Source organism: Collimonas sp. NPDC087041, assembly GCF_044745265.1.
GTDB lineage: Bacteria > Pseudomonadota > Gammaproteobacteria > Burkholderiales > Burkholderiaceae_D > Collimonas.
Map to the genome: position 1 here is coordinate 148,389 of NZ_JBIUZX010000009.1, position 11,853 is coordinate 160,241.

Annotated in this window: 9 protein-coding genes and 1 pseudogene; 5 read left to right on the forward strand and 5 right to left on the reverse strand. The window is 56.2% G+C overall.

Annotation, left to right across the window (positions count from 1 at the left end; genetic code table 11):
* Positions 1-27 precede the first annotated feature (27 nt).
* The 3 genes from ACIPF8_RS17120 to gcvA form a co-directional block, all read right to left on the reverse strand.
* A complete protein-coding gene (locus ACIPF8_RS17120; RefSeq protein ID WP_400423309.1) occupies positions 28-924 on the reverse strand; it encodes an oxidoreductase in 897 nt (298 codons plus the stop codon).
* Positions 925-1,030: 106 nt separating this feature from the next.
* Entirely contained in the window at positions 1,031-1,858 is an 828-nt protein-coding gene (locus tag ACIPF8_RS17125; protein WP_400423311.1) for an EamA family transporter, read from the reverse strand.
* A 77-nt stretch (positions 1,859-1,935) separates the two neighbouring features.
* Positions 1,936-2,838 carry a transcriptional regulator GcvA gene (gene gcvA / locus ACIPF8_RS17130; protein ID WP_400423312.1) on the reverse strand — a complete coding sequence of 301 codons (903 nt, stop codon included), beginning with the start codon at positions 2,836-2,838 and terminating at the stop codon, positions 1,936-1,938.
* Positions 2,839-3,058: 220 nt separating this feature from the next.
* On the opposite strand from gcvA, the gene ACIPF8_RS17135 reads away from it, so the two are divergent.
* Positions 3,059-3,532: a GNAT family N-acetyltransferase gene (locus tag ACIPF8_RS17135; protein ID WP_400423450.1), complete on the forward strand. Its 474-nt coding sequence runs from the start codon at positions 3,059-3,061 to the stop codon at positions 3,530-3,532.
* 107 nt (positions 3,533-3,639) lie between these two features.
* Here the strand turns inward: ACIPF8_RS17135 and ACIPF8_RS17140 are convergent, their stop codons facing one another.
* Complete coding sequence (locus ACIPF8_RS17140; RefSeq protein WP_400423314.1) at positions 3,640-4,053, reverse strand: MerR family transcriptional regulator; 414 nt, start codon at positions 4,051-4,053, stop codon at positions 3,640-3,642.
* A 69-nt stretch (positions 4,054-4,122) separates the two neighbouring features.
* Between ACIPF8_RS17140 and ACIPF8_RS17145 the strand changes: the two genes are divergently transcribed.
* Together ACIPF8_RS17145 and ACIPF8_RS17150 are read left to right on the forward strand one after the other, a co-directional pair.
* Positions 4,123-5,376: an NADH:flavin oxidoreductase/NADH oxidase family protein gene (locus ACIPF8_RS17145; RefSeq protein ID WP_400423315.1), complete on the forward strand. Its 1,254-nt coding sequence runs from the start codon at positions 4,123-4,125 to the stop codon at positions 5,374-5,376.
* A 26-nt stretch (positions 5,377-5,402) separates the two neighbouring features.
* The gene (locus ACIPF8_RS17150; protein WP_400423317.1) at positions 5,403-6,062 is read left to right on the forward strand and encodes a class I SAM-dependent methyltransferase; all 660 of its coding nucleotides are present in this window, start codon (positions 5,403-5,405) and stop codon (positions 6,060-6,062) included.
* Positions 6,063-6,111: 49 nt separating this feature from the next.
* Here ACIPF8_RS17150 and ACIPF8_RS17155 read toward each other — a convergent pair whose 3' ends face one another.
* Positions 6,112-6,570 (reverse strand): DUF4148 domain-containing protein, encoded by a 459-nt coding sequence (locus ACIPF8_RS17155; RefSeq protein ID WP_400423319.1) that lies wholly within the window; start codon positions 6,568-6,570, stop codon positions 6,112-6,114.
* A 625-nt stretch (positions 6,571-7,195) separates the two neighbouring features.
* Here ACIPF8_RS17155 and ACIPF8_RS17160 point away from each other — a divergent pair.
* A pseudogene (locus ACIPF8_RS17160) lies at positions 7,196-7,606 on the forward strand (ESPR-type extended signal peptide-containing protein); the annotation flags it as partial.
* A gap of 21 nt (positions 7,607-7,627) precedes the next feature.
* Positions 7,628-11,853 (forward strand): beta strand repeat-containing protein (locus tag ACIPF8_RS17165; protein WP_400423452.1); only part of this gene is annotated, 4,226 nt, incomplete at its 3' end.

Genomic DNA, 11,853 nt, shown 5'->3' on the forward strand with positions numbered 1-11,853 from the left:
CGCTCAGCTTCGGCGCAGAGATGCATATTAGCCGGGGCCGTCGCTGGCGGCTGCCAAAAGTGGCACGACCAGATCGCTGAGCGGCGTAGGAATGCCATGCAATCGACCGTATCGCTGCACGACCCCGTTCCGGCAGTCCCATTCGAGAGGGTGACCAGCTTGTCGGTCAGCCAGGATGGAAGTGCCTAAGTCAGCCGGGGAACGATGAAATCCATCGACGATCTCTTGCGGCACTTCGTCGCCGAGTGTTGCTCCCGCCGCACGAGCAACCGCGAGACATTCCCGTAGGTAAGCCAGAGACAGTTCGGTGATATCGGTTCGGGAGAACATGCCAGCACGGCGACCTGCCAGAACCATTAAACCCGCGACCGCATTTTGTAGAAGCTTGCGCCACGCAACAGACGTGAAATCCGCCGCTACGTCGACCGAACACCGTGTGCCGTTCAAGGCTGCAAGCACCACGCCGGTTGCCGGCGTGTCCGGTAGGGTGAGGCGGGGATGGCCGCGCAACCACACCGAGGCATCCGGTTCGCGTTGAGCGGGAAACCATACCACCGAGGGCAGCACCGGACCGCCCGACAAGTACGGCGCGATGAGCGCTTTCTGCTCAACGCCATTTTGCAATACGCAGACAACTGTCTTTGCGTCGCACAATGCAGAAAGCCACGGCGCTACGGCCGCCATTTGCGTCGACTTGACCGCGACGAATACCAGGTCAAACGTGTGCTTAATCTCGGCCGGATCAATCCGCACAGGCCCCGGCACAACGATACTGCCGCCGTCGAAGCGCAGCTCCAGGCGCGCGTGCGCCGAGCGGCCGCAAATCGTCGGCGTGCGCCCAACCTCGTGAAGCGCTGCCGCTATGGTCGTGCCGATTGCCCCCGGACCAACGAGGGCGACGCTTGGATTTTCAGAGATCATCATTGCCATCCTTTATTGATAGTCATTTTCTGTCCTGCCAGCCGCGCGGTTGCGGGCAGCCTTCATTGCTTCTTACAATATTTCGACGTGCCTCTGACCCATGTGGTGGTCAGCCGATGATGATGGTGCCGACGGCAATCACCGCGCACGACAGCATCTTCCGGACAGTGAGTGTCTCGCCCAGGAAGAAATAACCGATCAACGCCGCAAACAACACGCTGGTTTCACGCAACGCCGATACCGCTCCCATGGGCGCGCCGGACATGGCGTAGATGACGATTCCATAGGCCAGAAGAGAAACCAGCCCACCGATGAAGGCTGTGATAAATCCGGGCCGGATAGTAAATAAACTGTTCGCACCGCGCAGGACAATGTATACCGGTGGCATCAAGATACCCCACAAGGCGCACATCCATACTGTGTACGCCATCGGGGCGCCGGACAAGCGCACGCCGATGCCGTCTATCACGCTATAGGCGGCGATGAAACATCCAGTTCCCAGGGCATACGGCAGGCTCGGAACCGCAAGCCTGCGGCCTTTGAAGGCCAGCGAAATAATGCCACCCGACACCAGGGTAATTCCAAGCAGAGCACCCAGTCCCACCCTCTCACCGGCGAAAACCGACGCCGCGATGGTAATTAATAGGGGGGAGGAGCCCCGTGAAATCGGATAGGTTTGCCCGAGGTCGCCGACCTGATAGGTCCTGACGAGGAACAGGTTATAGCCGACATGCAGTCCCGCTGAAAGCACTGCATACATCCAGCTGGCTTTGGCTGGAGGCGCCAGGAACAAGGCGATTACGGCGCTGGCGGTCGCTACCGCCACGCACATGATCGTCATCGACCAAAGCCTGTCGGCTCCGCCGCGCAGGAGCGCATTCCAGCTGGCATGCAAGAGAGCTGCGAAAAGTATGAGTGAAATGATGTGGAAGGGCATGCGTCATACTAATCAACTCGGCGCTTTGACTAAAGCGAAGTCTCTTCATCGCAGGATGAGTAAATCCTCATGCACTATTAATAGCCTTGCTGAGCCTTGCCTGATTCCGTCAGTAGCCAATTGCGGAAGCTGACGATATGAGGCTGCGCCTCAATTCCTTTAGGACAGACAAAATAGTAGGCAACCGGAGAAGGGAGCGGCACGTCAAACAGCCTGACCAGGCTACCGTCGCTTATTTCGGTTTCGACATGTCCGCTGCGCGCCAAAGCGATTCCCTGGCCCAGCAGTGCCGCCTCGATCGTCATGTTGGTGTCAGCGAATCTGACGCTTTCCTTGAGGGTGGAAATTCCCAGTCCGACGTGTTGAAACCAGGCCTCCCACTTCGGCACCAGATCTGCGCCGTCCCGTGTAAGCAACGGGTAGCGCAACAGTTCGGCGGGAGTGCGTGGCATCCCGAAGCGTTTTAACAGATCAGGGCTTGCAACCGGAAAAATTTGCTCCCTGAACATGAACTCCGAGTAGAGTGCTGGATAATTCCCGTTGCCGAAGCGGATCGCAACATCGGCCTCCGCGCTAGAGAAGTTGATGGCTTTGTCGGTGGTTTCCAGCGTGACCAAAATTTCCGGATGCTGTTGGGACAGGCTCGGCAATCTTGGTAGCAGCCATTTCAGTGCGAAGGAGTAAGTCGTACTAACTTTAAGTCGAACCCTGCCTTTTTGCTCCCTCAGGTCAGAGAGCGTTGCCTCCAGATTCATGAAGAATTCACGCACGATCGGCGCGAGCGCTGCTCCTGCGGGAGTGAGGCTCAAGGATTTACCCCGTTGAAATAATTGCAAGCCCCAGATCTCTTCGAGATTCTTCAACTGATGACTGACAGCGCTTTGGGTGACATGCAGCTCTTCGGAAGCAGAGGTGAATGTGGTGTGCCGTGTCGCAACCTCAAAAGCGCGCAACGTAGCGGTAGGAGGCAGATCTTTCATCTTATCTTCTCTCGGCGAGTATTTTAAAATTGCCTTTTATGAGCAAAAGCTCATGATAGAGCATTCTAGCCATTCGCTGAAAAATGGTGATTTCTTGATGCCTTTCCCCTTTGCCACATGCCGGGTAGCAAGCTGCAAATTACCTGAGGTTAAAATATTCAAGCTGTGGATGTGACAAACTCGCATCTTGGATCAGAGCCTGATGCTTTACGAGAAAATCATGGAAATTCGACGGTTCAAAATTGGAGATGAGGCAGCATTATTCCGTGTCTTTTTCTCGGCGATTCACGGAATCGCGTCACGTGATTACACTCCCGACCAAATCGAGGCCTGGGCTCCCTCTGACCTTGACCCTAAACTCTGGGTGAGTCGCGTCAGAGGTATTCGCCCATTTGTAGCCGAAGCTGACGGTGAAATCGTTGGCTACGCCGACGTTCAGCCGAGCGGCTACATCGACCACTTCTTTGTCTCTGGCGATCATGCGCGTCAGGGAATAGGCAGTCTGCTGATGAGGCGTATCCATCAAGAAGCGAAGTTACTCGGTGTTGACGAACTGACGTCACAGGTGAGCAAGACTGCAGAACCTTTCTTTGTTCTCCACGGTTTTCATGTGGTGGAGCGAAGGTTTCCCATCTGCAGCGGCGTAACTCTTCAGAATGCACTGATGCGGAAAACACTAAAGTGCGAAACATGAGATGACCGAATGATCGGTGAAGCGGTTGAACAGGCGCTGAAAGATGCGACCTATGCCGCATTCAAGAGGGCGGTATAAGGTCGCACCCAGGAAGCGGCGACGCCAAATCAGCTGGCTTGCCGGGATTTTGCCAGTTTGCCATTGCCCAGGTCCGCGGCCTTGAAGCATTCACCTTGGGCCCAGGTTTCGCTGAGCGTGCTGCGCAAGGCCCTCAGTTCTTGCTGCTGGTTACGCAGGGTGCGCATCAATTGTTCGATTTCACTCATCCGGCGATCCAGTCCCGCGAGTAGATCTTCCTTGGAAAAATCTTCACCGCTAGCGAACACGTTGCGCAACGAGTCCAGGGAAAACCCCAGATTCTGCGCCATCTGAATCAAACGCAGGCGTTCCACGGCGGTTTCGGCATAAACCCGGTAACCGTTGGCGCCGCGCGTGGCTTTCGGCAGCAGGCCGCTGTGTTCGTAATAGCGGATGGCCGACGGCGCCAAGCCGGTCTGCTCCGCCAATTCACCAATTTTCATATCGCTTGACCTTCAAGTTGACTTCAAGCTTAGGATACACCCATTCTTCCCTCAGAATTGGAGTTCATCATGTCATCAGCCCTGTTTTCACCCTTGCAACTGCCGAATGGCAGCGTCTTGCCCAATCGCCTGGCCAAAGCCGCCATGGAAGAAAACATGGCCGACGAGGGGCAATTGCCAGGCTCGGCGATCCTTCGCCTATATCGCGCCTGGGCACAGGGCGGCGCCGGCCTGATCATTACCGGCAATGTCATGGTCGATGGCCGGGCATTGACTGGACCGGGCGGCGTCGTGCTGGAATCCGGAACGCCGCTGGCTCCGTTCAAGCAATGGGCGGAGGTGGCGAAAGGCGAGGGTGCGCAGGTCTGGATGCAGATTAACCATCCCGGTCGCCAGATCTTGGCCGCCATGGGCGGTACTGCGTGGGCGCCGTCGGCGGTGGCGCTCGACATGGGTAAGCACAGCAAGCTCTTCGTACAGCCGAAAGCCATGGAGGAAGCAGAAATCAGGGAAATCATTGAGCGCTTTGCTGATACTGCCCAAGCGGCCGAACGGGCAGGTTTCAACGGCGTCGAAATCCATGCTGCCCACGGCTACCTGATTTCGCAATTTCTGTCGCCGCTGACCAACCGACGTAGCGACCAATGGGGCGGCAGCCTGGCCAACCGTGCACGCTTGCTGCTGGAAGTCGTGCGCGCGGTGAGGGCGCGGGTCCAGGCGGGGTTTTGCGTGGCGGTCAAGCTCAATTCGGCTGATTTTCAGCGCGGCGGCTTTTCCGAAGACGACGCCAGGCAAGTCATCCTCTGGCTTAACGAACTGTCGGTGGATCTGGTCGAACTATCCGGCGGCAGCTATGAAAGTCCGGCGATGCAAGGGCGTTCGGCAGACGGCCGTACGCTGGCGCGCGAAGCCTACTTCCTGGAATTCGCGCAGAAATTGGCAGCGGTCGCCCGCATGCCGCTGATGACCACCGGCGGCATCCGCCGCAAGGCTGTGGCGGAGCAAGTGCTGGCGGGCGGCGTTGCGGTGGTGGGCATGGCAACCGCGCTGGCGATAGCGCCCGATTTGCCGGCGAAATGGCAGTCTGGCGACGGCCCAAGCGCGGACAGCCCGCAGGTTGATTGGAAAGACCAGGTCATGGCGGCGGTGGCGCGCATGGCACTGATCAAGCGCCGCTTGCGTATCCTGGGGGCGGGGCGCACTGCGGTCGGCCGACACTCAGCTGCGGTCAGCTTGTTGATCGACCAGTTGCGTACACGTCGCCTGACGCGTCGTTACCGGCGCTGGCATCAAGCGCGTGAGGCGGCAGCCATGGTAAATTAACGCTCCCAACCAGAGGAGCAAGAACCATGTCCCGCCGCACGCTGAATCTTGACGATACCGTCTACAACTACCTGCTGCAACATTCGCTGCGCGAACATCCGGTGCAAGCCGCATTGCGAGAAGTGACCAGCACGCATGCGCGCGGCACCATGCAGATATCACCCGAGCAGGGCCAATTCATGGCCTTGCTGGTAAGGCTTATCGGGGCGCGTCGGACTATTGAGATTGGCGTGTTCACCGGCTATAGCGCGCTGACCGTGGCACTGGCGCTGCCCGATGACGGCGAAATACTTGCCTGCGATATCAGCGACGATTACACGCGTATCGGTCGTCCTTATTGGGAAGAGGCCGGCGTGGCGCACAAGATCGACTTGCGGCTGGCGCCGGCGCTGGAGACACTCGATGCGCGCCTGGCGGCGGGCGCGGCCGGAGAATATGACTTTGCCTTCATCGATGCCGACAAGAGCAGCTACGATGCGTACTACGAGCGTTGCCTGAAACTGTTGCGCCGTGGCGGGTTGATCGCCATCGACAATGTCCTGTGGAGCGGAAGCGTTGCCAGTCCTGCGACCGATGCAGATACAGCGGCGCTACAGCAACTCAATGACAAATTACATCGGGATGATCGAATCGATCTGTCGATGTTGCCAATCGGCGACGGCCTGACCTTGGCGCGCAAACTCTGAGCGTATCAGCCGGGTCCAGGGGTCGCCTCAATCAATCAGTCAATCAGGCTTATGCGCCTGAATAAATGCTTTCTTGCCCATCTTTTCTCTCGCTATGCTGAGCTGTCATCCGTTGCGGTTCCGGTGCGCTTGGGGCTGCAATCACCGGATAGCTGGCATCGCTTTGCTCCAGCACACCCTGGGCTTGGGCCTCTGCGACTTGTTGCTTGACCTGTGCTCTGCTCAGCGTGGAAGTGAATGGCTGTTCAGGCGGATACGGTGCTTCGGCAAAAGCCGATGCGGTTGCGCTGAGAGTGAGGGCGGCCAGGATTGTTGGCAGGATACGCATGGTGTTTCTCCTAAAAATTGAAGGTTGACGACAGCCTCGACCGCTAATCGGCATGCGCGCCTTGCGCTTGACCGGAAGCTGATGTTTGCCATCGCTGACCAGCAGTGTAGGCAGCAGCTTCAAACGAACAGATGACACACGGATGACAATTTCGTCATGTGTCAATAATCCTTTTCTCAAAAACAACCGAACCAGAATCGCGCTGCTCGTTGCCGATGGTTACCCCTTCATTTTTTACCTCAGCCAGCTTGCAACCGGAACGTCACGGAATTGCATCTTGGCGCGCTGTTGTGATCCCTTCCAGCCCCTCGGATTGATAGCAAAAGACGATGCAAATACCTTTCTTCCAAATGCAGCGGAACCAGCATCTTTTCAGGAGTTTCGTTAGGCAATTTCCAGAGAGGTGGCGATCACCGCGCTTTGATTGTTAAGTATTGTTTTTTTTTGCGGCGAGTGGACAAAACCCACATTATTTTCACCCCATTAAACGGTTGGCGAATCTTGGTTTATAGCAATGAAGATGCCTGTATTCAATGCTTTTAGATAAAAAATGAGAGATTTTTTACATTATTTAACTTAACAATTAATGTCGGGAAACTTATTTGTGAAACATGGTTAATGAGTGTTAAAGATTGTCAATAAATAAAAAATAAAACTAGGCGCGATGATAAATTCCGGCCAATCGAAAAATGAACCGGATCAGTAATTCATTCATCGGAAATTAGCCAAGGTGGCCACGTAGTTGCATCTCAGAAGCATTAACACTTGCCACCAAAATTATTGACAATTTTGAATAGAGCCAATCATGAATAAAGTCTATCGTACCGTCTACAGCGAAGCACTCGGTGCTTGGGTCGCTGTGTCCGAAAATACGGCAGCTCGTGGCAAGCGCAGTAAATCGGCAACGGCCAAAGCGATTGCGATGGCAGTCTTCTTGACTGGCGCAGGTGTTAACGTGGCCCATGCGCAATATAACGCCGGCGGCGGCAATGCGACCGGAGTCCAAGCGATTGCAATCGCAGGCAACTCCGGCTCCACCGCCACTGCGAGCGGGGTCACTTCCATCGCAGTTGGCAATAATGCCAACGCCGCAGCCAACTACTCTCAAGCATTTGGACAAAATTCACTGGCCAGCGGGACGAGCGCGATTGCGTTGGGATCGGGTTCCAAGTCAACCAATACAGGAAGCACGGCTGTCGGCAATGACACCCAGGCGACAGGAGTCGGCTCCACCGCAATAGGCGGCGGAAATAATGGAAACAACAGTATTGTCGGCGCACAAGCGCTGGCCGATACTTCGGTCGCAATCGGCCGCGCTGTCGTTAGTTCGGGAGCGACATCCGGGATTGCCATCGGCACCGGCGCCACGGTTAAGGGGGCTTTAGGCATAGCGCAAGGTGCCGGCGCAATTTCGGGAGCGACTGGACAAAACATCGCGATTGGCACCTCCGGAACCACGGCCAATGCCTCTTCTGCTACCGGCGGCGCCGTGGCAATCGGTATGGGGCAGAATGCAACTGGCAATGGAGCTGTTGCAATCGGAGATCCTAATATTTCGAATGGTACCGGTGCGGTTACCCTCGGCGCGAACAATATCGCAGCCGGCAATGCAGCGGGTACTACCGCCGCAAATGGCGCGGTGGCGATTGGGAATGGGAATAATGCGATTGGACAAGGAGCGGTGGCGCTTGGCAATACATCTGTTGCCTCTGGAGCGAGCGCGATAGCGTTGGGCGACACAGCCAAAGCGAGCGCCAGCAATGCAGTGGCGATAGGCGCGAAATCGGTGGCGGCGGGATCTGCAGGAGTTGCGATCGGCAATGGCGCCAATGCCGCCTTCGGAAACGATATGGCGTTCGGGACAAATTCACTGGCGGTGGGAGATGCAAGCGGGTTGGCTCCCTCTACGGCATTTGGCAATAGCGCCAGTGCTACGGGGTCCGCCTCCACTGCATTTGGCGTTCTTTCAAACGCTGCAGGGGCGACTTCCCTGGCAATCGGCTATGCAGCGGCGACCGGGACCAGTGCGACGAATGCCTTGGCATTAGGGACAAATGCAAACGCGACCGGCAATCGCAGCATTGCTATCGGATCCGGCGCCACCTCCATCGGAGACTATTCGTCGGCCATAGGCCGGACGGCAAATGCGAGTGGAGCCGGTGCAACAGCACTGGGCGCCAATGTTACTGGCGGATCATCCGCCGCAGCCTCCGACGCCATTGCAATTGGCGGGCAGTCGGGAGTCGGCGCCACGGCTACCTCCGGGATTGCTATTGGACGTGGTGCGACCGTCAGCGGTGCTTTCAGTATCGCTCAGGGCGATAGTGCGAATGCATACAATAGCGAAGGTGTAGCAATTGGTTTAAATGCGAAGGCAGGTGTTTCAGGATCTGTTAACCCCATTAATGCTCGTGATACAGCCATTGGGAGTAACGCTTCCGCCACCGGGGGAAACTCTACTGCCATTGGTGACTTCAGTTCCGCTTCTGGCAACTACGCGACGGCTGTTGGCGAGGGAGCAACTGCTTCAGGTTCAGGTAGCGCAGCCATTGGCGTTTCGGCCAACGCCAGCGTTGCTGGTTCCGTCGCATTAGGTCAATCGGCCACCACGACGAGTACTGCATCGGCAGCTACCGGCGGCACCGGTAGTGTGACCAATGCCACGATAGGCAGCACGACCTATGGCCCGTTCGCCGGCGCTGGTTCGACCTCAGGAGTAATAAGTGTCGGTGCGGCAGGATCTGAGCGTCGCATACAGAATGTTGCCGCTGGACTGATTAGTGCCAGTAGTACTGATGCCATCAACGGTAGTCAGTTGTACTCCGTGGCGAGCGGTATCGGCTCGAATATCACTAGCCTGTCGACTGGCTTGAGCACCACTAACAGTAATGTCACATCGTTGTCGACATCGGCTTCGACCGGCATTACTTCGCTGTCGACTGGTCTTAGCACAACCAACAGTAACGTGACTTCGTTGTCGACTTCGGCTTCGACAGGCATCAGCACATCACGGGTAGCAGAAGCGTCCTTGTCGACTGGTCTTAGCACAACCAACAGTAACGTGACTTCGTTGTCGACTTCGGCTTCGACGGGTATCACTTCGTTGTCCACAGGTCTGAGCACAACTAACAGCAATGTTACGTCGTTGTCGACTTCGACTTCGACAGGCATTAGCACATCACGGGTAGCAGAAGCGTCCTTATCGACTGGGCTGAGCACCACCAACAGCAACGTAACTTCGTTGTCGACTGGCTTGAGCACGACCAACAGCAATGTGACTTCGTTGTCGACTGGCCTGAGCACCACCAACAGCAATGTGACTTCGTTGTCGACTGGCCTGAGCACCACCAACAGCAATGTGACTTCGTTGTCGACTGGCCTGAGCACGACCAATAGCAATGTGACTTCGTTGTCGACTGGCCTGAGCACGACAAATAGCAATGTGACTTCGCTGTCGACTGGCTTGAGCACGACCAACAGCAATGTGACTTCACTGTCGACTGGCCTGAGCACGACCAACAGCAATGTGACTTCACTGTCGACTGGCCTGAGCACGACCAACAGCAATGTGACTTCGCTGTCGACTGGCCTGAGCACGACCAATAGCAATGTGACTTCGTTGTCGACTGGCTTGAGCACGACCAACAGCAATGTGACTTCACTGTCGACTGGCTTGAGCACAACCAACAGCAACGTGACATCGCTGTCGACTGGCCTGAGCACGACCAATAGCAACGTGACATCGCTGTCGACTGGCCTGAGCACGACCAATAGCAATGTGACATCGCTGTCGACTGGCCTGAGCACGACCAATAGCAATGTGACTTCGCTGTCGACTGGCTTGAGCACGACCAATAGCAATGTGACTTCGTTGTCGACATCGGCCTCGACAGGTATCACTTCGTTGTCCACCGGTTTGAGCACAGCCAACAGCAATGTGACTTCGCTGTCGACTGGCCTGAGCACGACCAACAGCAACGTGACTTCGTTGTCGACATCGGCCTCGACAGGTATCACTTCGTTGTCCACCGGTTTGAGCACGACCAATAGCAACGTGACATCGCTGTCGACTTCGGCTTCGACTGGCATCACTTCGCTGTCCACCGGCTTGAGCACAACTAACAGCAATGTGACTTCGCTGTCGACTGGCCTGAGTTCAACCAACAGCAACGTCTCGAGCCTGTCCACTGTTGTCTCCACGACGCGCACGCATTATTACAGCGTCAACGACAACGGTGTACAGCAAGGTAATTACAATAACAACGGCGCGACTGGCATCAATTCGCTGGCGGCAGGTACGAACGCGAGCGCATCCGGCGCTAGCAGCGTCGCCGTTGGCGATGGTGCTTCCACGACTGTGACGGGCGGGGTTGCGATCGGTCAGGGTGCGCTAGCGAACAACACAGGTGCCGTGGCACTTGGCGCAGGCTCGGTGACTGCTGCGCCGAACCCTACGGCTAGCGCTGTGATTGGTGGTCAGACATACAATTTCGCCGGAGCCAGCCCGACTAGTGTAGTAAGCGTAGGGGCTCCAGGTTCTGAGCGTCAAATTACGAATGTTGCAGCAGGTCAGATCAGCGGCACCAGTACCGACGCCATCAATGGTTCGCAGCTCTATGCAACCAATACTGCGGTGACTTCGTTGTCGTCCTCGGTCGGTTCGGTCACTTCGCAAATCGGTTCGCTCTCAACAGGTCTGAGCACGACCAATAGCAACGTGACATCGTTGTCGACCTCAACATCGACTGGCTTGAGCACAGCAACCAGCGGCATCAATTCCTTGTCGACCGGTTTGAGCACGACAAACAGCAATGTGGCCTCGTTGTCGACCTCGACCTCTACCGGTTTGAGCACGACAAATAGCAACCTTGCTTCGCTGTCGACTTCGACCTCAACCGGTTTGAGCACGACAAACAGCAACCTTGCTTCGCTGTCGACTTCGACTTCAACCGGCTTGAGCACGACAAACAGCAATCTTGCTTCGCTGTCGACTTCGACTTCAACCGGCTTGAGCACGACAAACAGCAACGTGGCCTCGTTGTCGACCTCGACCTCAACCGGTTTGAGCACGACAAATAGCAACCTTGCTTCGCTGTCGACTTCGACCTCAACCGGTTTGAGCACGACAAACAGCAATCTTGCTTCGCTGTCGACTTCGACATCAACTGGCTTGAGTACAGCAACAAGCGGCATCAATTCCTTGTCGACTGGCCTGAGCACAACCGATAGCAACCTTGCCTCACTGTCGACTTCGACCTCAACCGGCCTGAGCACGACAAACAGCAATGTAGCCTCGTTGTCGACCTCGACCTCTACCGGTTTGAGCACGACAAACAGCAATCTTGCTTCGCTGTCGACTTCGACATCGACTGGCTTGAGTACAGCAACAAGCGGCATCAATTCCTTGTCGACTGGCCTGAGCACAACCGATAGCAACCTTGCCTCACTGTCGACTTCGACCTC

Bases quoted from the DNA above. Each gene is read 5' to 3' on its own strand.
- ACIPF8_RS17145 (WP_400423315.1), top strand. From the start codon at position 4,123: ATGTCATCAGCCCTGTTTTCACCCTTGCAACTGCCGAATGGCAGCGTC.
- ACIPF8_RS17120 (WP_400423309.1), bottom strand. From the start codon at position 924: ATGATGATCTCTGAAAATCCAAGCGTCGCCCTCGTTGGTCCGGGGGCA.
- ACIPF8_RS17125 (WP_400423311.1), bottom strand. From the start codon at position 1,858: ATGCCCTTCCACATCATTTCACTCATACTTTTCGCAGCTCTCTTGCAT.
- gcvA (WP_400423312.1), bottom strand. From the start codon at position 2,838: ATGAAAGATCTGCCTCCTACCGCTACGTTGCGCGCTTTTGAGGTTGCG.
- ACIPF8_RS17140 (WP_400423314.1), bottom strand. From the start codon at position 4,053: ATGAAAATTGGTGAATTGGCGGAGCAGACCGGCTTGGCGCCGTCGGCC.
- ACIPF8_RS17150 (WP_400423317.1), top strand. From the start codon at position 5,403: ATGTCCCGCCGCACGCTGAATCTTGACGATACCGTCTACAACTACCTG.
- ACIPF8_RS17135 (WP_400423450.1), top strand. From the start codon at position 3,059: ATGGAAATTCGACGGTTCAAAATTGGAGATGAGGCAGCATTATTCCGT.